This window comes from Mycobacterium sp. NGS66 (assembly GCF_059812225.1).
In genome coordinates this window covers 17,979-39,095 of the sequence record NZ_JCALCG010000012.1, presented here as the reverse complement: position 1 = coordinate 39,095, position 21,117 = coordinate 17,979, and the positions used below count along the sequence as shown (strand labels likewise).

At 66.3% G+C, this 21,117-nt stretch carries 19 protein-coding genes and 1 pseudogene; 10 read left to right on the top strand and 10 right to left on the bottom strand.

The features are described from left to right. Positions 1-48 precede the first annotated feature (48 nt). Positions 49-1,332, top strand: a pseudogene (locus tag AC5Y2L_RS20295) (acyltransferase family protein); the annotation flags it as partial. Here the strand turns inward: AC5Y2L_RS20295 and AC5Y2L_RS20290 are convergent. Both AC5Y2L_RS20290 and AC5Y2L_RS20285 read right to left on the bottom strand, forming a co-directional pair. Next, positions 1,323-2,765 carry an amino acid permease gene (locus AC5Y2L_RS20290; protein ID WP_499937567.1) on the bottom strand — a complete coding sequence of 481 codons (1,443 nt, stop codon included), beginning with the start codon at positions 2,763-2,765 and terminating at the stop codon, positions 1,323-1,325. The pseudogene AC5Y2L_RS20295 and the gene AC5Y2L_RS20290 sit on opposite strands and share 10 nt — an antisense overlap. A 25-nt stretch (positions 2,766-2,790) precedes the next feature. Then, positions 2,791-3,804, bottom strand: coding sequence for an NADP-dependent oxidoreductase (locus AC5Y2L_RS20285; protein ID WP_499937565.1), 1,014 nt, complete (start codon positions 3,802-3,804; stop codon positions 2,791-2,793). A gap of 594 nt (positions 3,805-4,398) precedes the next feature. On the opposite strand from AC5Y2L_RS20285, the gene AC5Y2L_RS20280 reads away from it, so the two are divergent. After that, positions 4,399-4,650, top strand: coding sequence for a hypothetical protein (locus AC5Y2L_RS20280; protein ID WP_499937564.1), 252 nt, complete (start codon positions 4,399-4,401; stop codon positions 4,648-4,650). Positions 4,651-4,656: 6 nt separating this feature from the next. On the opposite strand, the gene AC5Y2L_RS20275 is transcribed toward AC5Y2L_RS20280, so the two are convergent. Next, the gene (locus AC5Y2L_RS20275) at positions 4,657-5,331 is read right to left on the bottom strand and encodes a cutinase family protein (RefSeq protein WP_499937818.1); all 675 of its coding nucleotides are present in this window, start codon (positions 5,329-5,331) and stop codon (positions 4,657-4,659) included. 144 nt (positions 5,332-5,475) lie between these two features. Between AC5Y2L_RS20275 and AC5Y2L_RS20270 the strand changes: the two genes are divergently transcribed. Together AC5Y2L_RS20270 and AC5Y2L_RS20265 are read left to right on the top strand one after the other, a co-directional pair. After that, positions 5,476-6,270: a DUF1906 domain-containing protein gene (locus AC5Y2L_RS20270; protein WP_499937563.1), complete on the top strand. Its 795-nt coding sequence runs from the start codon at positions 5,476-5,478 to the stop codon at positions 6,268-6,270. A gap of 123 nt (positions 6,271-6,393) precedes the next feature. Beyond that, entirely contained in the window at positions 6,394-7,164 is a 771-nt protein-coding gene (locus AC5Y2L_RS20265) for a glycerophosphodiester phosphodiesterase family protein (RefSeq protein WP_499937816.1), read from the top strand. A gap of 58 nt (positions 7,165-7,222) precedes the next feature. On the opposite strand, the gene katG is transcribed toward AC5Y2L_RS20265, so the two are convergent. The 3 genes from katG to AC5Y2L_RS20250 are packed head-to-tail and all read right to left on the bottom strand — an operon-like array spanning position 7,223 to position 11,282. Then, positions 7,223-9,463 carry a catalase/peroxidase HPI gene (katG, locus tag AC5Y2L_RS20260; RefSeq protein WP_499937561.1) on the bottom strand — a complete coding sequence of 747 codons (2,241 nt, stop codon included), beginning with the start codon at positions 9,461-9,463 and terminating at the stop codon, positions 7,223-7,225. Between the two features lie 37 nt (positions 9,464-9,500). Then, complete coding sequence (locus AC5Y2L_RS20255) at positions 9,501-9,950, bottom strand: Fur family transcriptional regulator (RefSeq protein WP_499937560.1); 450 nt, start codon at positions 9,948-9,950, stop codon at positions 9,501-9,503. 57 nt (positions 9,951-10,007) lie between these two features. Then, positions 10,008-11,282: a L,D-transpeptidase gene (locus AC5Y2L_RS20250; RefSeq protein ID WP_499937559.1), complete on the bottom strand. Its 1,275-nt coding sequence runs from the start codon at positions 11,280-11,282 to the stop codon at positions 10,008-10,010. Between the two features lie 98 nt (positions 11,283-11,380). Here AC5Y2L_RS20250 and AC5Y2L_RS20245 point away from each other — a divergent pair, with 98 nt between their 5' ends. Next, a complete protein-coding gene (locus tag AC5Y2L_RS20245; protein WP_499937558.1) occupies positions 11,381-12,226 on the top strand; it encodes a hypothetical protein in 846 nt (281 codons plus the stop codon). Between the two features lie 59 nt (positions 12,227-12,285). Beyond that, on the top strand, positions 12,286-13,830 hold the full coding sequence (locus AC5Y2L_RS20240) for an FAD-dependent oxidoreductase (RefSeq protein WP_499937556.1): 1,545 nt from the start codon (positions 12,286-12,288) through the stop codon (positions 13,828-13,830). A gap of 32 nt (positions 13,831-13,862) precedes the next feature. On the opposite strand, the gene AC5Y2L_RS20235 is transcribed toward AC5Y2L_RS20240, so the two are convergent. Next, positions 13,863-14,564 (bottom strand): DUF899 domain-containing protein, encoded by a 702-nt coding sequence (locus AC5Y2L_RS20235; RefSeq protein ID WP_499937555.1) that lies wholly within the window; start codon positions 14,562-14,564, stop codon positions 13,863-13,865. Between the two features lie 273 nt (positions 14,565-14,837). Between AC5Y2L_RS20235 and AC5Y2L_RS20230 the strand changes: the two genes are divergently transcribed. After that, positions 14,838-16,223: a PPE family protein, SVP subgroup gene (locus AC5Y2L_RS20230; RefSeq protein WP_499937554.1), complete on the top strand. Its 1,386-nt coding sequence runs from the start codon at positions 14,838-14,840 to the stop codon at positions 16,221-16,223. A gap of 3 nt (positions 16,224-16,226) precedes the next feature. Here AC5Y2L_RS20230 and pdxR read toward each other — a convergent pair whose 3' ends face one another. After that, entirely contained in the window at positions 16,227-17,606 is a 1,380-nt protein-coding gene (pdxR, locus tag AC5Y2L_RS20225; protein WP_499937814.1) for a MocR-like pyridoxine biosynthesis transcription factor PdxR, read from the bottom strand. Between the two features lie 79 nt (positions 17,607-17,685). Here pdxR and AC5Y2L_RS20220 point away from each other — a divergent pair, with 79 nt between their 5' ends. The 3 genes from AC5Y2L_RS20220 (at position 17,686) to AC5Y2L_RS20210 (ending at position 19,489) form a co-directional block, all read left to right on the top strand. Further along, a complete protein-coding gene (locus AC5Y2L_RS20220; RefSeq protein WP_499937553.1) occupies positions 17,686-18,582 on the top strand; it encodes a class I SAM-dependent methyltransferase in 897 nt (298 codons plus the stop codon). Between the two features lie 53 nt (positions 18,583-18,635). Continuing rightward, positions 18,636-19,133, top strand: coding sequence for a hypothetical protein (locus AC5Y2L_RS20215; protein ID WP_499937551.1), 498 nt, complete (start codon positions 18,636-18,638; stop codon positions 19,131-19,133). A 77-nt stretch (positions 19,134-19,210) separates the two neighbouring features. Next, positions 19,211-19,489, top strand: a complete 279-nt coding sequence (locus tag AC5Y2L_RS20210; RefSeq protein WP_499937550.1) for a hypothetical protein — start codon at positions 19,211-19,213, stop codon at positions 19,487-19,489. A 24-nt stretch (positions 19,490-19,513) separates the two neighbouring features. Here the strand turns inward: AC5Y2L_RS20210 and AC5Y2L_RS20205 are convergent, their stop codons facing one another. Beyond that, positions 19,514-20,062, bottom strand: coding sequence for a thioredoxin family protein (locus AC5Y2L_RS20205; RefSeq protein ID WP_499937549.1), 549 nt, complete (start codon positions 20,060-20,062; stop codon positions 19,514-19,516). A gap of 62 nt (positions 20,063-20,124) precedes the next feature. Beyond that, a complete protein-coding gene (locus AC5Y2L_RS20200) occupies positions 20,125-21,117 on the bottom strand; it encodes a D-2-hydroxyacid dehydrogenase family protein (protein ID WP_499937547.1) in 993 nt (330 codons plus the stop codon).

Here is a 21,117-nt window from a genome sequence, read left to right as displayed (position 1 = left end):
CGCCCGTCGGGCAGTGATGCTGTCCGGGTGACTGCACAACCAACCTTGATGGGCTTTCCCAGCCCCACCGACCTGCACAACCGCACCCCTGCCGATCGCGACCGCGCCATCGACGTCATCCGCATCACCGGCCTGCTCTGCGTGGTGTTCGGGCACACGGTGATGGCGATCAGCGTCATCCGCAATGGCGTATTCATCTGGGACAACTTGCTCACCACATCGACCGTGTTTCAGGCACTGACTTGGGTTTTCCAGATCATGCCGCTGTTCTTCTTCGCCGGCGCGGCCGCCTGCGTGGCGTCCTGGCAGCCCGGCACCAACTGGGGCGGATGGTTGATGAAACGCTGCACCAGGCTGTTTCGGCCGGTGTTCTACTACCTGGCATTTTGGGCCGTAGCGCTGACGATGCTGTATCCGGTTCTGCCCCAACATGTTTACCAGCCGGTCGCCGGCGTCAGCATTCAGCTGCTGTGGTTTCTCGGCGCCTATGTCCTGGTGCTGGCGGCGATGCCGGCGATGTGGCGGATCACCAGTACCGCGCGCTTTACCGCAGCTGTGGCGGCGGTGTACGGCGGGATCGCGGTCGTCGATGCCGTCCGGTTGCACTGGGCCTCGGCGGCACCTTTGGGCTATCTCAACCTCGCGGTGTGGCTGATCCCGGCCATCTTCGGTGTCGGCTATCGACGCCAGTTGGTCACCGGGCGTGCCGCGCTGGGCACCGCCGCGGCGTTGTTCGCTGTGAATGTCGCTCTGCTGCACTGGGGTCCATACGAGCTGAGCCTGGTCGGCATCGAGGGCCAGCGTCTGCCCAACATGAGCCCGCCGTCGCTGTTACTGGCCGGGCACGCAATCATCTTGAGCGCGCTGGCCATCGCGGCGGCCCCGGCTATCGGCCGATGGGCGCAGCGTCCACGGGTGTGGTGGTGGACCGCGATCGGCAACTCCGGAGCCATGACCCTGTACCTCTGGCACATGCCGGCGCTGCTGGGTGTGCACCTCCTGTTCGACGGCTTCGGACGCCCGCGCTATCCCGGCCGGCCGGATTTCCTCGGGATCAGCATCGAGCAGCTTTTCCTCATGGCCGGCATCGTCGCGTTGCTCTTCGTGGCGCTGCGGCCCCTGGAGAACAACCCGCTGCCGGGGTGGGACGGCATTGCACAGATCACCTCGCGGTGGCGGGGCGGTGCGGTCGGCGCGCTGCTGTGCGTCGCCGGGGCGGCGACATTGGCGGCGGTCAAGTGGGGCCTCAAAGACGACGGGCTCGTCTGCGTCGCCGTGATGGTGACCGCGCTGGTGGCCGCACGGGCGTTGGCGGGCAGGCCCTATCCGTCGACCGGTCCGTTCATCTCTGCCTGGAACAGGCGGTATTGCTCCGCGCGGCCGGGCCGGTGCCGAACGATGAGCCAGCCGGTCGCTAACACGATGAACCACAACGGAAACCAGGCCAGCGCGATCGCCGTTTCCCGTTCGGTGCACAGCGTCCAGATGACGAACGCGAAGAAAGCAAGGATGAACCACGACATCGGCACACCCGCGGGCATCCGGTATATCGAGTCGGCATGACGTCGCGGGTGCAGGCGACGATAGACCAGATAGCTGACCACGATCATCGACCAGACGAACATGAACAACAGCGACGCAACGGTGGTCAGCAGCGTGAAGGCGCCCATCACCGAACCCTGCAAGTACAGCAAGGGTATCGAGGTCAGCAGCAGCGCAGCGGTGACCAGCAGGGCGAGCGCCGGCACGCCGCCGCGGTTGAGCCGGCGGAATCGCGCTGGGGCGCTGCCCTCGTCGGCCAGGCCGAAAAGCATTCGGCCGGTGGAGAAGACGCCGGAGTTCGCCGACGAGGCCGCCGACGTGATGACCACGAAGTTGACTATCGACGCCGCCGCGCCGAGCCCGGCCAGCGCGAACATCGTCACGAACGGCGACTGTCCGCCGGCGAACTGCCGCCAGGGGACGACGGCCAAGATCGCCAGCAGCGCACCGATGTAGAAGATCGCCACCCGCAGCGGCACGGCGTTGATCGCGCGGGGCAGGGTGCGGCGTGGGTTGGCGGTCTCGGCCGCGGCGGTGCCGACGAGTTCCACACCGACGAACGCGAAGAACGCGATCTGGAATCCGCTGACCACGCCCATGAACCCGGTCGGGAAGAACCCGCCGTCGTTCCACAGGTTTCCGAAGCTCGCGCGATGCCCCTGTGGCGAAACGAAATTGGTCGCAAGCAGGATGCCGCCCACGACGATGAGTGCCAAGATCGCCGCGAGCTTGATCAAGGCGAACCAGAACTCGATCTCCCCGAAGTTGCGCACGCTGAACAGATTGAACGCCAGCACCAGCGCGACGGTGACCGCGGCGGGTAACCAACCCGGCAGCCCGGGCCACCAGAACTTTGAATAGCCCGTTATCGCAACGATTTCCGCGATGCCGGTGACAATCCACGCGAACCAGTACGACCAACCGGTGAAGAATCCCGCCGCGGGCCCCAGCAGGTCTGCCGTGAAGTCGACGAAGGACTTGTAGTTCAAGTTGGACAGCAGCAGTTCGCCCATCGCCCGCAAGACGAAGAACACGAAGAACCCGATGATCCCGTATACCAGCAGCACGGCCGGGCCGGCGTGGGAGATGGTCCGGCCGGACCCCAAAAACAGCCCGGTGCCGATGGTTCCGCCGATCGCGATCAGCTGGATCTGACGGTTGGAGAGGTCGCGATGCAGACGGGGAACGGCATCGTCGGTTGCCAGCGATCGGGCGGTCGCCATTGCGAGGATCCGTACCGTCAGTGGCCTACCCGGACGTCTTGACCATGAGTTTGCCGACGTTCTTGCCGTCGAACAGCATATTGATCGCCGTCGGCAACTGCTCGAAGCCCTCGATGACGGTCTCGAGCGGGGTGAGCTTGCCTTGGGTGATCAGGCCGGCGATCTCGCCGATCGCCTCGGGGGCGCGGCCGAAGTGATCGAGGACGATGAAGCCCTGCACCGTCGCACGCTGAATCAGCAGGTTTCCGAATGCGCGTGGCCCGGGGGGCGGGTCGTCGGCGTTGTAGCCCGAGATCAGGCCGCAGAGTGCCACGCGTGCACCGATGTTGAGGCGCGCGAAGATCGCGTCCATGATCGGCCCGCCGACGTTCTCGAAATCGACGTCGATGCCGTTGGGTGTCGCGGCGGCCAGTTGAGCGGCCCAGTCTTCGGCGCGATGGTCGACGGCCGCGTCGAAGCCGAGCTGCTCGGTCAGCAGCGCGCACTTCTCCGGACCACCGGCGATCCCGACGACGCGGGCGCCGTCCGCCTTGGCGAGCTGGCCCGCGACGGACCCGACCGCACCCGCCGCGGCCGACACCACGACCGTCTCGCCCGGCTTCGGCTTGCCGATGTCACGGATTCCCACCCACGCAGTGAGCCCGGTCATGCCGAGCGCACCCATGTAGGCACTCGGTGAGACGCCCTCGGCGACCTCGACCGGAAGCAAAGGCATTGTGTCCGAGGCGACTACGTATTCCTGCCAGCCGACCAGACCTTGCACGATCTGGCCGACCGGATAATTCGGGTTCTTCGAAGCGACAACCTCGCCGAGCCCGCCGGCACGCATCACCTCGCCGATGCCAACCGGAGGCAGGTATGTCGGCGTGTCGTTGATCCACATGCGGTTGGTCGGGTCGAGCGAGATCCAGTCGACGCGAACCAGTGCCTCCCTGTCGCCGATCTCGGGAACCGGCTCCTCGCTGAGTTCGAAGGTGTTGGGGCCGATGCGTCCCGAGGGGCGCTCGCGGAGCAGGAAGCGACGGTTTCGATCGGGCATGAGCGCACGTTACCGGACCGTGCCGGCTGCGGCGGGCGAGCAGCGGCAAAAAGCACCTGAACGGGCCTTTTCGAGGCTTTTAGGTGTGCTCGCCGGGCGAGAAAATTCCGGACTTCACGGCGAAATCTCAGGATCGCAAAGGTTTGGTCACAGCTTTACCCGGGCATCATTAATCAGGTTCGAAAACCGCATTGTCGCGGGATTGACGGCCGCACATCGGGAGCGGCAAGCAATATCGGAGAGTGGCGGATCGTGGCAAACGCATCAGGTGCGACGGTAGTTTTCCTTCATTCACACCCGGCCTGGGCTGCAGCTCACCGGCGTGAAGCTAGGCGGATGGAAGCCATGCGCCGCCATCCCTCGTTTCTGGCCAAGCAGAGTGGTGCTCCAGGACAAGCCGGCGATTCGAAGCCGATATCCACCGGCTGCGCCTCGCAGGCAACACGTCGGACTGGCCGGCGCCATTTGGTCGCAGTGGACAGCATCAGCGGATATCGCTGACTGAACACGCCTAATTCGATTCCCTCGTAACCGATTTCCGGGCGTATCTTGCCTGTGACCTTTTCGCGATAGCGACAATGGACGCTGATCTTCATGACAGCGCTCGCGGTTGTTGCCGCGCTGGTGACTTCATTGTTCATCGGCTACCAGTTCGGCCGTCGTGCCGGCTCGGCACCTCCCAGCTGGAAGCAACGAACGAGCCGGGTGGCGCTGGGTAAGCGCGCCGTCTGCCTGGTCGTGCTGATCACCGCCCGACGAATCCAGCGACAACTCCCGGCCCGCCGCACGCTCGAGCGGATGATATTGCTGCGCAGCGCTCCGCAACGCCTGCTCCGGTTGGTTTAGCCCGTATCAAAGCTTCCCGGCGACGAAGTCGGCGGCCTGATTCGCCATTCCGGCCTGGATGTAGGCGTTGGCGAGGTGCTGCGGCCAGTTCTCTTTCCAGGTGTTCGGATCGGCGGGGTTGCAGACGGGGTCCGCGCCGTGGCACAGCTCGATGGTCCGGTCGTTGTAGACGGGGTTGAAATTGGTGATCGGACCTACCCACTGGCTGCCGTTGCCGAACAACGCGACAGCGGCGATGTGCTGATCGGCGCCCGCGGGCAGCGGATTGTCGAAACCAAGCGCGGAGATTGGCACGGCGAGCACCACGTCGGTGACCGCGGCGCCCAACGAGTAACCACCCAGCACCAGCCGTGTGTCCGGGCAGTTGTTGATCATGTACTGGACGTGCTGGCTCATGTCGTTGGCGCCGATGTCCACCTGGGTGTCGGCGGGGTATCGCACGGCATACGAGCCGAAGCTTCTGCCGCCCACCTTCGAGCTGAGCGCGTTGATGAACGCGTTGCCCAGGACGCCGGGCCCGGGCGATTCCAAGCGGCCGCGGGCGAAAACAACCTGCACCTGAGGACAATTCGCAGCGACGGCCCAGGGCGCCGCGCCGGGCAGACCGGGCGGCAGCACTGCGGCGCCGAATGTCAATGCGGCGACGACGACAGCGGGCGCCAGGGCAACGACAACCGATATACGGGCAACCAGTTTGCGCACAGCAAGATGGTAAAGCCATGCTGCCCGCGCCGCTGGGGGTGGGAAGTTTTGACCAGCCGACCGCGACCGGATTTGACCCCAATCGCCTCCTGACGGCCGGCCTGGCTTTGCTACCATCTCGCGGTGCACCATTGTGCTGCGCCTCGTGGAGCCGGGGGACAGCGATCCGTTACCAGACGCGACGTCCTCAGATATTCGCTTTCCGTTCCCACTGCGTTGGGTCTGGCAACGCTGGCCGGGTCACTGCAAGGGCCGACGGCATCCGCTGCCAACATGAGGTTGATCGACTTTGCCGAGCGCAGGATTCCGCCGGAGGAGATCAAGTCGGCAGGCTACGACGGCGTCGTGAACTATGTGTCCGAATCGCGGCCCGGCGCCAATTTCGAGGCAAAGCCGCTCACCCGCGAATACGCCACTGCGCTGCGCGCGGTGGGCCTTCATATCGTGAGTAATTTCCAGTACGGCAAACCCGGTTGGTCGGCGCCCTCCGATTTCACCCGCGGATACGACGGTGGTGTGGCGGATGCTCGCACCGCCGTGGCGCTGCACACCGCGGCCGGGGGCCCGGATTCGGCGCCGATCTTCTTCAGCGTGGATGACAACATCGACCTCGATACCTGGAACAACGTCGCCGTCAACTGGTTCCGAGGAATCAACTCGGCGATGGGCGTGGAGCGCACCGGCATCTATGGGCACGCCCATGCGTGCGGGTGGGCGGTGCGAGACGGCGTGATCGGACACTCGACCTCTGCCGGGCACCGCTGGGCGTGGCAGACCAGGAGCTGGTCAAATGGGGAACGCGAGCCCACCGCGGTGCTCTATCAGGGAGTCATCAACGGCCCGGTTCTGGGCGGGATAACGGTGGATGTCGACGACGTGCTGGCGCCGGACTTCGGGCAGTGGGCCCTCAACCGCTAGCCCTCCGCCGAACAGACGCAAAATCGCCGGAAAGGGCCGCCGTTTTCGCGGAATTTTACGTCTGCTCGCCAAGGCCCCCCGACCGGTCATACTTAGCCGGTGGGCGACTACGACGACGGCGTCGTGGACTTTCTCCGCGACGCGGGGCGAATTGCCATGGCGCATCAGGGGTTTACGTCGTTTAGATTCCCGAAGAACAGCATGGGCGCGTTCCACGAGGCGGCGAAGCTGGGATTCCGCTACCTCGAGACGGACGTTCGCGCCAGCCGAGACGGCGTAGCGGTGATCCTGCACGACCGCATGCTCGGCCATGCGACGGGAGTGCCCGGCGCTATCGACCAGCTGGAGTGGCGCGACGTCCGAAAAGCCGATCTGGGTGCGGGAGAACCGATTCCCACCCTGGCAGACTTGCTGGCCGCATTGCCGGATATGCGGATCAACATCGATATCAAAGCAGCGTCGGCGATCGAGCCGACCGTCTCCACGATCGAACGGCTGGCCGCACACGACCGCGTGCTGGTCACCTCGTTTTCCGATCGCCGCCGGCGGCGGGCGTTGCGGCTGCTGTCCAAGCGGGTGGCCAGTTCGGCGGGCAGGGGAGTGTTGCTGGCGCTGCTGGCGGCGAGAACACCCGCCAGCCGGGCCTATGCCTGGCGGGTGTTGCGTGACAGCGACTGCGTCCAGCTGCCGCCGCGGCTTGGCCGGGTTCCCGTCATCACGCCGGGAATGGTTCGGGCTCTTCATGAATCGGGCCGTCAGGTACATGCGTGGACGGTGGACGACCCGGTAACCATGCATACGCTTCTCGACATCGGCGTGGACGGCATCATCACCGATCGCGCCGACCTGCTACGCGATGTCCTCATCGACCGCGGCCAGTGGTGGCAGCAATAGCGCGCTGACGTGCGACACCCCGCGAGCCGGAGCTCGCGGGGTGTCGCATGGTCGGGTTTTACTTGAGGTCGAACCGGTCGTTGTTCATGACCTTGACCCAGGCCGCCACGAAGTCCTCAACGAACTTGCCGTGGTTGTCGTCCTGCGCGTAGACCTCCGCGAGGGCGCGCAGCACCGAATTCGAGCCGAAGACAAGGTCATTCGCGGTCGCGGTCCACTTGAGCGCGCCGGAGGAACGATCATGGCCCTCATAGACGTTCTCCGCGGTCTCCGACGCCTTCCACTCGGTGCTCATGTCGAGCAGGTTGACGAAGAAGTCGTTGGTCAACGCCCCGACGCGGTCGGTGAACACCCCGTGCTTGCTGCCACCGTGGTTGGCGCCGAGCGCACGCAGACCGCCGACCAGCACCGTGAGTTCCGGAGCTGTCACACCGAGCAGGTACGCCCGCTCCACCAGCAACTGCTCCAGCGGCGCCTTCTCACCCGCCCGCACGTAATTGCGGAACCCGTCGGCGCGCGGTTCGAGCACCGCGAACGACTCGACATCGGTGCTTTCCTGCGAGGCGTCGGTACGCCCGGGCGCGAAGTGCACCGTGATCTCATAGCCCGCGTCCTTGGCGGCCTTCTCCACCGCCGCGGAACCGGCCAAGACGATCAGGTCGGCCAGCGAGATCTTCTTGCCGCCCGACGCCGATGCGTTGAAGTCCTGCTGGATCTTCTCCAGCACGGGCAGCACCTGGTCCAGTTCGGAGGGCTCGTTGGCCTCCCAATTACGTTGCGGCTCAAGGCGTAACCGCGCCCCGTTGGCGCCGCCGCGCTTGTCGGTCCGCCGGAAGCTCGACGCCGACGACCAGGCCGTCTTGACCAGCTGCGGAACGGACAGGCCGGAATCGAGCACCTTGCTCTTCAGCGCAGCGATGTCCTGCTCGTCGACGAGCTCGTGGTCGACGGCCGGAACGGGGTCCTGCCACAGCTGCGGCTCGGGAATCCATGGCCCGAGATAACGGGTGATCGGTCCCATGTCGCGGTGCAGCAGCTTGTACCACGCCTTGGCGAAGGCCTCTTCCAGCTCCTCGGGGTGATCCAGCCAACGCCGGGTGATGTCGCGGTAGATCGGCGACTCACGCAACGAGATGTCGGTGACCAGCATCGTCGGAGCGCGTCCCGGCCCACCGAACGGGTCCGGGATGGTACCGGCGCCGGCGCCGTCCTTGGCCGTGTACTGCCAGGCTCCGGCAGGACTCTTGGTCAGCTCCCACTCGTAGCCGTACAGCGTCTCCAGGAAGCTGTTGTCCCACTTGGTCGGCGTGGGCGTCCAGACCACCTCCAGGCCGCTGGTGATGGCGTCCTTGCCCTTGCCGCTGCCGTAGGAGCTCTTCCAGCCGAGCCCCTGTTGTTCGATCGGGGCAGCCTCCGGCTCGGGACCGACGAGGTCGCCGTCGCCGGCGCCGTGGGTCTTGCCGAAGCTGTGCCCCCCGACGATCAGTGCCGCGGTCTCCTCGTCGTTCATCGCCATCCGGCCGAACGTCTCACGAATATCGATCGCGGCGGCGATGGGATCCGGTTTGCCTTCGGGGCCTTCGGGATTCACGTAGATCAGACCCATGGTGGTCGCGCCGTAAGGCGCCGCGAGCTCCCGATCGCCGGAGTAACGCTTGTCGGTGCCCAACCACTCTTCCTCTTCGCCCCAGAGGACCTCTTCGGGTTCCCAGACGTCCTCGCGGCCGAAGGCAAAGCCAAAGGTCTTGAAGCCCATCGACTCCAGGGCGACATTGCCGGCGTAGATGATCAGGTCCGCCCAGGAGATCTTGTTCCCGTACTTCTTCTTGATCGGCCAGAGCAGCCGGCGCGCCTTGTCCAGGCTGGCATTGTCCGGCCAGCTGTTGAGCGGCGCGAAGCGCTGCAGACCCTGACCGCCGCCACCGCGGCCGTCGTGGATGCGGTAGGTGCCGGCGGCGTGCCAGCTCATCCGGATGAACAGACCGCCGTAGTGGCCGTAGTCGGCCGGCCACCAGTCCTGCGAGGTGGTCATCAGGGAGATCATGTCGGCCTTGAGCGCATCGAGGTCGAGCTTGGCGAACTCCGCGGCATAGTCGAAGTCCTCGCCGAGCGGGTTGCCCTGCGGCGGGTGCGGGTGCAGGGTCGAGACGTCAACCTGGTCGGGCCACCAGTCCCGGTTCGTCAGCGGCGCATGGGCTTTCGGTTTGGGCGATTCGATTACCGGGTTTTCGCTCTCGCTTCTGCTAGCCGTCCCGGTGTCTGGCTGCGGTGGGCGGCTGTCGGATGTATCAGATGACACAGCATTCCTTCCAGGGGTTGGGTGAATCAGATTTAGATCACGGCTGTGATCGGGAATCGGCAGTCGAGCAGTCGGGGCACAAGCCCCAGTAAATGACTTCGGCCTCGTCGAGAACGAAACCATCCAGGACGTCGTCGGTGTCCGCCGGGGTCAGGCACGGCGCTTCGCCAACAGCGCAGTCGATGTCGGCGATGACCCCGCAGGACCGGCACACCAGGTGGTGATGGTTGTCGCCGACCCGGGATTCGTAGCGGGCGACCAGACCAGAGGGCTGGATCCGCCGAACCAGGCCCACCGCGGTCAGCGCGTTGAGCACGTCGTAGACGGCCTGGCGGGAGACCTCGGGCAGGCCGATCCGCACCGCCGAGAAGATGGTCTCGGTGTCGGCATGGGGATGGGCGTTCACAGCTTCTAGCACGGCGAGCCTGGGCCGGGTCACGCGCAGATCAGCCGACCGCAGCTGCTCTGCGTAATCCGTTGAGGACACCCCACCAATATGCGCCGTTTTCTGGAATGAGTCAAGACTTTGTGGAGCGCGTCGGCGTCAGCGCTTCAATGCGCTGCCCTGCCGCCACTGGTCCCAGGTAAGCGTCCAGTCGCCGTTCTGCTCGAGTTTCAACGGTGGTCCGCCGCTGTTGCGGACCTCGACCACGTCACCCGGTACCGAGAAATCATAGAACCATTTCGCGTTGTCGCCGTTGAGGTTCAGGCATCCGTGCGAGGTGTCGGTGTGGCCCTGCGCCCACACGGTGGCGTCCAGTTGGTGCAGATAGATACCGTCGGTGCTGATTCGGGTGGCGTAGTTGATGGTCTCGCGATACCCGAGGCGCGAATTCTTCGGCAGCCCGAATGTCGAAGAGTCCATCACGACGGGGTTGCCCTTGTCGAGCACGGTATAGATTCCTGGGGGAGTCCAGAACGACAACGTCCGTCCACCGATCGTCTCGGTGCCGCCCATGCCCATCGACGTCGGCATCGTGCGGACCAGTGCGCCATTGTTGAAGACGCTCACCATCTTGGTGGCGTCGTCGGCGATCGAGATGTGCGCGTCGCCGATCCGGAACGATACCCGGCTGTCTTCTTGCCCGAATAGGCCGTTCCCCAACGAGATTCCGTAGATCTTGGCTTCCGCAGTCACCGTCGTGCCGGGCGCGTAGTAGTGCTCTGGTCGCCAGTGGGCGTTCTGGTCGTCGACCCAGAACCATGACCCTTGCACCGGCGGGTTGGTGGTCACCACCAGCTGTCGCTCGGCGGCGGCGCGGTCGGCGATTTGCTCGTCGAAATGGGCGACAACCACCGTTCCGACGCCGTACGTCCCGCCTTCTTGCAACGCCGCCTCCGACGTGGTGGTGAAGGACACCTTGGTTTGGTTGGACGGCTGCAATGTGGAAAACGACGAAACTTGAGTCGCCGCAGCGCCATTGGGCCCGCGGCTGGTGACAGTCAGCGTGTAGGTGCGCCCATAGCCCAATGGGACGACGGGCTTCCAGAAGGTGTTGTCCGGCGTCATGACGCCTTCGATCGGCTTGCCGACGTCGTTGACCATGCGGACCTCGACCAGGGTCCCCACATCGGCCTTCACCGCGACGTGCGCCACCGGGTCGACGTTGTGCGCGCCGGGGCCGGGTGTGATCGTCACTCGCGCCGGCCCAGCCGGTGCCGGGGTATTGCCGCAGTGACGGCCGTTCGGGCAATGGGGCTGCGAGGCAAGCTGGACCGCGCCGGCCACGCCGACGACGACCAACACGCACAGCAGCAACCAGCGTGACCGGTTCACTCTGAATTGCCGCACCGGCCCAACCCTGTTCTTGGACGTCATTTGTGCTTCCACATAACCGGCGACATCGTTCCTGAAACCGCGCGCTTATTCGCCCGTTCACAACCCGGCCACGGCCCCGGGCGAGAGATCATGACGGCATGGCCGACGACGAACTCGACAGTCTCTATTCGGTACCGCCGGACGCTTTCACTGCGCAACGGGCCACATTGGCTGCCAAAGCGAAGGAGCGCGGTGATGCCGTGGCCGCCAAACGGATCTCTGCAGCGCGCAAACCCACGACGGCGGCCTGGGTGGTCAACCGGCTCGCGCTGCAGCAGCGGGAAACCAAGCAGCAACTTGCCGACCTGGGTGAGCGCCTGCGCGCCGCACACGCAGCGATGGACGGCGATGCCATTCGGGATTTGTCTGCCGAACAACACTGGCTCATCAACAAACTCGCCAACGCCGCATTTCAGGCGGCCGACATAAAGAATCCTTCCGCGGCGGTGCGCGACGACGTGACCCACACGCTGCAGGCCGCGATCGCGGACCCCGACGTCGGGGAGCGGCTTGGCCGGCTGACTAAACCCGAGCGGTGGTCCGGTTTCGGCGCGTTCGGCGATGCCGCTCCGCCGCCGCCGAAAGCCTCTCGCGAAACCACCAATAAGGCGCCCCAGACGACGGCACCGGCACACCCGTCGCGGCCAAGACCGGCCGAGCCGCCGCGCGACCGCAAGGCCGAGGCAGCCGAACGGCGGCTGCAAAAGCTGAGAGCGGCCGTAGCCGGCGCGGAGCGCGCCAAGGCACACGCCGACGACGAACTGTCCAAGCGGGAAACCGAACGTGCTGCCGCTCAGCGGCTCCGGGACGACGCCCTGGCTAGCCTGCGAAATGCCGAGCGCGAGCTGACAAGCGCCGAGCGTCGCTATGACAGGGCACGGCAGGCCTGCCGCGCCGCCGCGGAGTCGTTGCGTGAGGCAAAAGCGCAGCTCAGGAGGGCGTGAGAGGGCGCTGATGGTCGACGGCCACGTTTCCCCGTTTGCCGCCGGGGTACTAGCCTGCTGTGACTTCCCTATGGCTTGCCGATCGAACCGAACCTCCCTGGACCGCAAACCAGATCGACGAAGGCCCCCGGTCCGCTGACGTCATCGTCGTCGGCGCGGGGATCACCGGGCTGATGACCGCGGTGTTGCTGGCGCGGGCAGGCAAAGAAGTCTTGGTGTTGGAGGCCCGCACCGTGGGAGCCTGCGCCACCGGCAACACCACCGCAAAGATCAGCTTGCTGCAGGGCAGTCATATGTCGAAGATCCTGCCCAGGCATGGCCTGGGCACTGCGCGCGCCTACGTGGCGGGAAATCGCGAGGGTCAGCAGTGGGTGCTCGACCACTGCGAGACGCATGGCGTGGCGGTACAGCGCGAGGATGCCTACACCTACGCCCAGTCCCGTAAGGGTGTGCTGTCGGCGCGCGCTGAACTGGCGGCGTGCGAAGCGGTGGGCCTACCGGTCAGCTGGGAGGACGACGCCGACGTGCCGTTCCCGTATCACGGCGGTGTGCGGCTGCCCGACCAGGCGCAGTTCGATCCCATGCCCTTCCTGGACTCTTTGGTCGTCGAGTTGCTCAATCGCGGCGGACGCCTGGTCGAGCACACCCGGGTACGCAAGGTGTCCAGTAAAGGCAAAACCTTACGCGCACAAGTTAATTCACCCGCACAGCAGGAGATCGAGGTCGACGCGAAGCAGATCGTCCTGGCCACCGGAATCCCGATCCTGGACCGGGGCGGATATTTCGCCCGAGTCAAGCCCAGTCGCTCGTACTGCTTGGCGTTCAAGGTGCCCGACGGCACCATCACCCGGCCGATGATGATCTCCACCGACTCGCCGACGCGTTCGGTGCGCTATGCGCCGTTCGGCGACGGGGAGCGGCTGCTGGTCGGTGGCGCCGGCCACACCGTGGGCCGCAAGAAAAGCCCGTCAAAGGCGTTGGAAGAGCTGTCGTCGTGGGCACGCAAGCACTACCCGGGCGCCATGCAAACACATTTCTGGTCGGCGCAGGACTACACCCCGATCGACCAGCTACCCTATGTCGGGCCCATCCTGCCGGGCAACGAAAGCATCTTCGTGGCAACGGGTTTCAACAAATGGGGCATGACCAACGGCGCGGCCGCGGCGTTGGCGCTGGCCAGCCGCATCCTGGGCGGGCGGATGGACTGGTCCCGCGCGTTCGCCAGTTGGAGCCCGCACGAGCTGACGGGCCTCACCACGGCCCTGCAGGCCAACCTCGAGGTCGGCTTCAACTTGACCAAGGGCTGGATCACTCCGGCGATCCGAACCGCCCGCCGCGACCCGCAGCAGGACGAGGGCGGGGTGGTCAGCGGACCGCCGTGGCACCTGGAAGCCAGGTGCCGGGTGGACGGCACCGAGCACCGCGTCTCGCCGGTGTGTCCACACCTCGGCGGGATCGTGAACTGGAACGACGCCGATCAGGCATGGGAATGCCCGCTGCACGGATCGCGGTTCGCGCCAGACGGCACACTATTGGAGGGGCCCGCGACCCGCGATCTCACCGCGAGCGCGTCTTCCGACAAACGAGCCGGCGCGATTCGATAAGAGACCACCCAGCGACCGGCGCCTGATCGCGATCATGCATCCCCTTTGGGTCCATAGGCGGCGGCGATATCCGGCGAATCGAGCCATCCCGAGTATGTCGGCCGCGAGGGCCACCCCTCGGGCGAATCGAGCCATTCCTCCTGACGACCCCACGGAAGTATGTCGATGAGCCCGAACGTGTGACTGAGCTGCTCGGTGCCGCGCCCGGTCGTATGCCAGGTGCGGTACACCGTGTCGCCGTCGCGCAGGAACACATTGACCGCGAACCCGCCGCCGGGCGGCGCGTCCACGTCGGCGGAAAACGGGCTCTGCGACGACGAATACCACTGCATCTGGTTGCCGACCTTGCGCTTGTAGGCGACGGCTTCTTCGATTGGGCCGTTGGTGACGATGACGAACCTGGCGTCGTAGTTGTCCAGGAACTCCAAGCGGGTGAACTGCGAGGTGAATCCCGTGCAGCCCCCGCATTGCCACTCCGCGCCGTCGGTCCACATGTGGTGGTAGACGATCAGCTGCGAGCGGCCCTCGAACACGTCGGCCAGCCGGACGGGTCCGTCGGCGCCGATCAGGGTGTAGTCGGGCAGTTCGACCATCGGCAGCCGGCGTCGCTGCGCGGCGATCGCGTCCAGTTCGCGGGTGGCCGCTTTTTCTCGTTTGCGAAGTTCGTCCAGCGCGGCGCGCCAGGTCGGAAGATCGACGACCGGCGGCAAGGCCGCTGCGTGCTCCGAGGACATGGAATTCACCTTTGCTGTCGAATGCCGGTTTGTAAAAAGTGTTGACCGCTGGTGGGTCGGAAATTCATCGCTGCCCGGCTCGACAGCGGATTCACGGTTCGGCGGCAAAGGCTTGTACAGTTGGCTGGCGCCGCGTTTGTCAAGCGTTAACCCCGATGACATACCGCATTCAAAGGAATACGGCTGTTTTGCTGGCCCGCTTGTCGCGGCGGCGCCGGTATGCAGTCGTCGAAACCGCGCCGTGGGGGCCTCGAGTAGATCGGAGGAAACGACATGGACTTCGCGTTACTGCCGCCCGAGATCAACTCCGGCCGGATGTATGTCGGCGCGGGCGCCGGGCCGATGTTGGCGGCCGCCGCGGCCTGGGAGGCGTTGGCCGCCGAGCTGCATTCGACGGCAAGCGCGTATCAGTCCGTGATCAGCGCCCTCACCGCCGGGCCGTGGCTGGGTCCCTCGTCGGCGGCGATGGCCGCCGCGGCCTATCCCTACGTGACCTGGGCGCGGGCCGCCGCCGCGCAGGCCGAGCAGACCGCCACCCAGGCCGGCGCGGCCGCCGCCGCCTACGAGACCGCCTTCGCGGAGATGGTGCCGCCGCCGGTGATCGCCGCGAATCGCAGCCTGCTGATGGCGCTGATCGCGACCAACATCTTCGGACAGAACACTCCCGCGATCGCGGCCACCGAGGCGCAGTACTCCGAGATGTGGGCGCAGGATGCCGGGGCGATGTATGCCTACGCGGGTTCGTCGGCGTCGGCCGCGTCGCTGACGCCGTTCAGCGAGCCGCCCTCGGACACCAACCCAAGCGGGCAGGCGGGCCAATCCAAAGTGGTTGCCCAGGCGTTGAGCACCTCGGCCGGTCAGGCGCAGGGCGCGGTTTCATCGGCGCAGCAAGCATTCTCGGCGGTGCCCAGCGCTCTGAACAGCCTGGCGGCGCCGGCGGCTGCACCCGCCGCGCCCCTGGCGCCCCTTGACGTGCTCAACCTGCTGGGCAGCCTGAGCAGCATTTTCGTCGACCCAGAAATAGGCGCTGCGGGGCTTGCTGTCGGCACGGTGGCTCTGCCCTACGACGTCGGCGGTTACTACGTGGGTGTCCACACCGACGACATCGTCAGCGGCTGGGCGGGAATTCAACCCTGGCCCGGGACCGGCTCCGCGCCGCCGACGAACTTCCCGGTGATCACCAACCCGGGCTCGGTGTTCACCGCGAGCATGGGAGAGGCGAAGACGATCAGCGGGCTGTCGGTCCCGCGCGGCTGGGCTACGGCGTCACCTGAGTTCCGTCCCGCCGCGTTGGCGTTGCCGACGGCGGGCGCGGGCGCGGCCGCAGAAATTTCGGGCGACGGCGTCGGCAGCCTGTTCGGTCAGATGGCCGTCGCCAGCATGGCCGGACGGGCGATGGCCGGCACCGGCGGGTCCGGTGCCGGCGGCCGTCGGGAGCGGGTGGGGGCGGCAGTGTCCAAGCCGAAGGGTGCGGGTGAACCCGGGGAACCGGGCGAGCCCAAGTCCTCGCCCGAGCCGGCCGCGTCGCCACCGAGCCCGGCGGGCGGCCCGATCACCAGCATCGCCGCCGAATTACGGGAATTGGCCTCGCTGCGCGACGCGGGCATCCTCACCGACGAGGAATTCAACGAGCAAAAGAAGCGGCTGCTGCCGCATTGAGCGTCACCGATGTACGCCCGTCGCGGCGCGCATCAGCTGACCAAGGTGCTGGAGCGCACGTGCGAATTCGTGTTCGGACGGTGTGCCGTAGCCGATGACGATTCCCTGTTCATGTCGACCGGCTGCATGCCAGAAGGGGGTTAGGCCGGTGACGGCGACTTTGCGTTGCTGCGCAACGGCCAGCACGTCGGCCTCCGAAACGGGGTCGGGAAGCAGGGCAACGGCATGCAGCCCGGCGGCGATTCCCTGGACTGATACCGACGGTGCATAGCGGGCCAGGGTCGCGACGAGCATGTCGCGGCGATTTCGGTAACGGCGCCGCATGCGTCGGATGTGTCGGTCGAGAACGCCTGATTCGATCAACTCCGCGAGTGCCAGCTGCGCCAGCACATCGGTGCCGCGATCGGCTCGGCGTTTGGCCTCGATCACCGCGTCGACGAGGTCGGTGGGCAACGCCAGCCAGCCCAGCCGCAGACCGGGGGCCAGGCTCTTGCTGGCGCTGCCCGCATAGATGACGCGCTCGGGCGCGAGTCCCTGCAGGGCACCAATGGGATGGCGGTCATAGCGGAACTCGCCGTCGTAGTCGTCTTCAATCAGGTAGGCGCCGCGGTCGGCGGCGATCCGGGTGAACGCGGTGCGCCTCACGGCGTCCAGTGTGGCGCCCAGCGGTGCCTGGTGCGCCGGGGTCAGGACAGCAGCGGCGGCGGACGCGCTGAAGCATTCCGGCCTGGCACCGCGGTCGTCGACGTCCAGCGGGACGACGGCGAGTCCGCTGGCGCCGGCGATCGCGCGATGATCGGGAAGGCAGGGGTTCTCGCAGGCGATCGATCTAGCTCCGCCGTCGGCCAAAGCGTCACAAACCAACCGCAATCCCTGCGTGAAGCCACTGCAGATCACCATGTGCTCGCTGGTGGTGAGCACTCCGCGGACACGACCCAGATAGCCGGCCAATACGGCACGCAAGCGCGGCGATCCGCGCGGGTCCGCGGGGCCTAGTTCGGCGTGCGGCGTACGGTGCAGCGCCCGTCGCAGCGCGCGTAACCATTCGTCGCGGGGAAACATGCTGAGGTCGGGGCGACCGAGGCGGAAATCGGCAACGGGACGTATATCGGCGCGTTCAGCGCTCACCGGTGTCGGCCGGTGACGCCCGTGAGCCACCTCGGTGGCCGCGCCGGGCCGGGTCCGCAGATAGCCTTCGGCAGCAAGCTGCGAATACGCCTCGACGACGGTTCCGCGGGCCAGACCGAGCTGCGCGGCCAGTGCCCGCGAGGAGGGCAACCCTGCGCCGGGCGCGAGTCGTCCGTCGCGGATCGCTTGCCGCAACGCACCTTCGAGCGCCGCACGCCGCCCGCGCGCCGGTGGCAGGTCGAGATGCAGGTCGATTCCGCCGACCGCACTGGTCCACAAATCCGGCATCGAATTGGACCATACCGATGAACCGATGCTTTCGTAGCATTGCTGAATGGTTGATCTAGCCGACCGCCGTCTTGACCGCACGGCGAGTTTCACCGCCGAGTTCAACGCGGCCCAGCGCGCCGCGGAAACGTTGCGGCCGCCGACTCGTCGCCTGCTCGACGATCCGTACGCACGACATTTCGTCGAACACCCGGTGTTGCGGGTCATGCTGGCCCGCGCAGGTTGCGCCGATGCCGCACTTCGCCTCATCGACTGGGTTTGGGGCGGATTGCACGCCCACATCGTGCTGCGGGCCCGCTACGCAGACGATGCCTGCGCGGCCGCGATCAGCGCGGGCATCGACCAGCTCGTGCTCCTCGGCGCCGGCTTCGACACCACCAGCCTGCGGCGGGCCAACGCGCCGATCCGGATCTTCGAGGTTGACGCCCCCACCACCCAGGCCCGCAAACGCCACGTGATAGAGCACCTACGACCGACGCACTGTAACTCCGAAACAGTCTGGGTGCCATGTGATTTCGAGCGTGACTCACTACGGGAGCGCCTGCTCGCCTGCGGGTTCGACGACGGCAAGGCAGCCGTGATCGTCTGGCTCGGAGTCACGCCCTATCTCACCGGCGGCGCCATCGATGCAGCGCTCGGCGACATCGCGCGGCTCAGTGCGCCGGGCAGCCGTCTGATCGTCGACTACATCCGCGCCGGTGTCGTCGCGGCGGGCACCCAGTGGCGAAGCGCGAGTCGCGTTGCCCGCACGGTGGCCCGGCGCGGCGAACCGTACCGCAGCGATTTCACCGAGGCCGCCCTCAACGACCTGCTCACCGCCCACGGCTTCCAGCCCCACGAGCACCTGACCGTCTCTGCGCTGTTGCGGCGCTACGACCCGGCGAACAGAAGCGGATTGGCCGCCGACGACTGGCTGGCAGTCGCGACCGCCCAACGCCGGTAGATTCCGGGAACCGGCTGCGCGACCATAGAGTCCGGGCACGCGGAGGACTGGACATGATCATCGGTCGCCTACCCCACAATCGACTCGCGGCGGCAACCGCTGCCTTCGTCGCCTACACCGCGGTGATGCTGGTGCCCGATCACATCATGCGGCAGACCGGCGGCCCCGGAATCATTCCATTTGAGTTGGCCGGCAGCGCTTCTCGGGCCGAAGACATGATGGCCCGGTGGGGAGCAAAGGGTCAGCGGGCCGCGCGATTGTCGCTGTGGCTGGACTTCGGGTACATGGCAACCTATGGCACGCTCACGGCGCTGCTGGTCGACCGTGCGCGACGGCGCCGCGGCCACCCGGCCGCGCTGCCCGCCCTGATAATTCCGGCAGTTGCCGGCGATGCGGTAGAGGGCTTCGCGCTGCTGCAGGTACTCAACCGCACCCGCATCGCCGCTAATGCGCGGCGCGCGCGAACCGCTGCTTACCTCAAGTTCGCCGTTCTTGCCGGCGCGATCGGATACGTTGCCGCCGACGCACTCCTGCCGCCTCGCCGACGCTAGTTGTTTGGGATTCGGCGCTGCGGTGAAAGAAATAGCTACCTCTCGTCACGAAGGGGACCTAGTCACAAAGGAGAACCATGAGGCGAATTGCACCCGCCACGATCGTGCTGGCCATGCTGTTGTTCAGCGGATGTTCGGCCTCACAGGTCATCAATACCGGCGGCGACACCAAATGCAAGGACTTCACCAGCCAGGACGAGAAGAAACAGAACGAAGAAATCAGCAAGATGCTCAAGGACAAGAGCGGCGCTGACCCCAGCAGTCTGGAAATCTCGACAACCCGCGCGTCGGTGACCCTCTACTGCCAAACGGTCGGCAAGCCGGACAGCAAGATCTCAGAGGCACCACACGGCTGAGCGCTCACGTCGGCGCCCACCCGATCAACGCCACTTGATGCCGCACCCTATCGACGGCCGCTGATCGGGGTTGACCGGCCGCCCGGCGAGCACGGCGTAGACCGCTGCCCGGACATCAGCGGCCGTCACCGGGACGTCGTTCTTCGGGCGGGAGTCGTCGAGCTGGCCGCGGTAGACGAGCTGACGCTGGCCATCGAACACGAACGTGTCGGGTGTGCAGGCCGCCGAGTAGGCGCGGGCGACGTCTTGGGTCTCGTCGTAGAGGTACGGGAATGTCCAGCCGTGACGGCGGGCCTCGGCGACCATTTGCTCGGGTCCGTCTTGCGGGTAGGTGACGACGTCATTGCTCGAGATGCCGACCATCGGGACGCCGAGGTCGGCCAGGTCCCGGCCCAGCGCGGCCAGTCCCGCGGCGACGTGCTGGACATACGGGCAGTGATTACAGATGAAGGTGACGACGAGCGCGGGCCCGGTGAGTTCCTCGAGGCTGACCGTCGCGCCGGTTGCCGGCTCGGGCAGCGTGAACGACGGGGCGGGAGTGCCCAGGGCGAGCATTGTGGACTCGACGGCCATGTGCGCCAGCGTAGCCGCGAGAGTGTCGCCGCGACACCTCGCGCGCGGCGCCGCGGCCGCGATCAACCGCTTGTCGGCAACACCTGAGGATTGGCGATCCGGATAGGCGTTCCGTCCAGCCATGCCGCGACGGCCTCGACGGTGTCCGCGTAGAAGGCGCCGAGCATTTCCCGAGTGACGTAGCCCAAGTGCGGAGACAGCGTCACGTTCGGTAGCAGTCGTAGTGGATGGTCGCGCGGCAGCGGTTCGACGTCATAGACGTCGAGCCCCGCGCCGGCGATCCGCCCATGCCGCAGCGCGGAGATCAGAGCGGCCTCGTCGACGATCGGGCCCCGGGAAGTGTTGATCAAGTAGGCATGCGGGCTCATCAAGGCGAACTCGGGTTCGGCGATCAGCCCTCGGGTGCGCTCGGAGAGCACCACATGAATGGAGACGACGTCGGATTCTTTGAATAGCGCCGATTTGTCCACCCGCCGGGCGCCGACCGCCGCGGCGTCCTCCTCGGTCAAATTCTGGCTCCACGCAATCACTTGCATGTCAAACGCTTTCGCGTATTTGGCCATGCGTCTGCCAACCCGGCCGAGGCCGACCAGCCCGAGCGTTTTCCCCGCCAACGTCACGCCCACCGTCGCCTGCCACGCGCCGTCACGCAGGCGTCGATGTTCTTCGGCCAGGTGACGCACCGTTGCGATCAGTAGCCCCCACGCCAGCTCCGGGGTGGCGTCGCGGACGGAGCGGAATCGCGGGCCCGCGAAGTCCGAATGCGCCACCAGGATGCCGCGTTCGGTGGCCGCCGCGATGTCCAGGTTGGGCAAGCTCCTGCCGACGATGGTGATGAGTTTCAGGTTGGGCAACCGCTCGATCAGCGTGCGCGGGAACGCCATCCGCTCGCGCACCGTGCAGACGACGTCGAATGGCCGCAATGTGTCCGCGGCCTCTGCCTCGGCGAGATGTCTTTCGAAAACGGTTATCTCCGAACGCCTCTGCACTGGCGACCAGTCGGCGAGGTCGAGGGCCGCACCGGCATAATCGTCGAGTATCGCCACCTGCGGCAT

Bases quoted from the DNA above. Each gene is read 5' to 3' on its own strand.
- AC5Y2L_RS20245 (WP_499937558.1), top strand. From the start codon at position 11,381: ATGGCCGACGACGAACTCGACAGTCTCTATTCGGTACCGCCGGACGCT.
- AC5Y2L_RS20210 (WP_499937550.1), top strand. From the start codon at position 19,211: ATGAGGCGAATTGCACCCGCCACGATCGTGCTGGCCATGCTGTTGTTC.
- AC5Y2L_RS20215 (WP_499937551.1), top strand. From the start codon at position 18,636: ATGATCATCGGTCGCCTACCCCACAATCGACTCGCGGCGGCAACCGCT.
- AC5Y2L_RS20280 (WP_499937564.1), top strand. From the start codon at position 4,399: ATGACAGCGCTCGCGGTTGTTGCCGCGCTGGTGACTTCATTGTTCATC.
- AC5Y2L_RS20220 (WP_499937553.1), top strand. From the start codon at position 17,686: ATGGTTGATCTAGCCGACCGCCGTCTTGACCGCACGGCGAGTTTCACC.
- AC5Y2L_RS20290 (WP_499937567.1), bottom strand. From the start codon at position 2,765: ATGGCGACCGCCCGATCGCTGGCAACCGACGATGCCGTTCCCCGTCTG.
- AC5Y2L_RS20235 (WP_499937555.1), bottom strand. From the start codon at position 14,564: ATGTCCTCGGAGCACGCAGCGGCCTTGCCGCCGGTCGTCGATCTTCCG.
- AC5Y2L_RS20205 (WP_499937549.1), bottom strand. From the start codon at position 20,062: ATGGCCGTCGAGTCCACAATGCTCGCCCTGGGCACTCCCGCCCCGTCG.
- AC5Y2L_RS20230 (WP_499937554.1), top strand. From the start codon at position 14,838: ATGGACTTCGCGTTACTGCCGCCCGAGATCAACTCCGGCCGGATGTAT.
- AC5Y2L_RS20200 (WP_499937547.1), bottom strand. From the start codon at position 21,117: ATGCCGCAGGTGGCGATACTCGACGATTATGCCGGTGCGGCCCTCGAC.
- AC5Y2L_RS20250 (WP_499937559.1), bottom strand. From the start codon at position 11,282: ATGACGTCCAAGAACAGGGTTGGGCCGGTGCGGCAATTCAGAGTGAAC.
- AC5Y2L_RS20285 (WP_499937565.1), bottom strand. From the start codon at position 3,804: ATGCCCGATCGAAACCGTCGCTTCCTGCTCCGCGAGCGCCCCTCGGGA.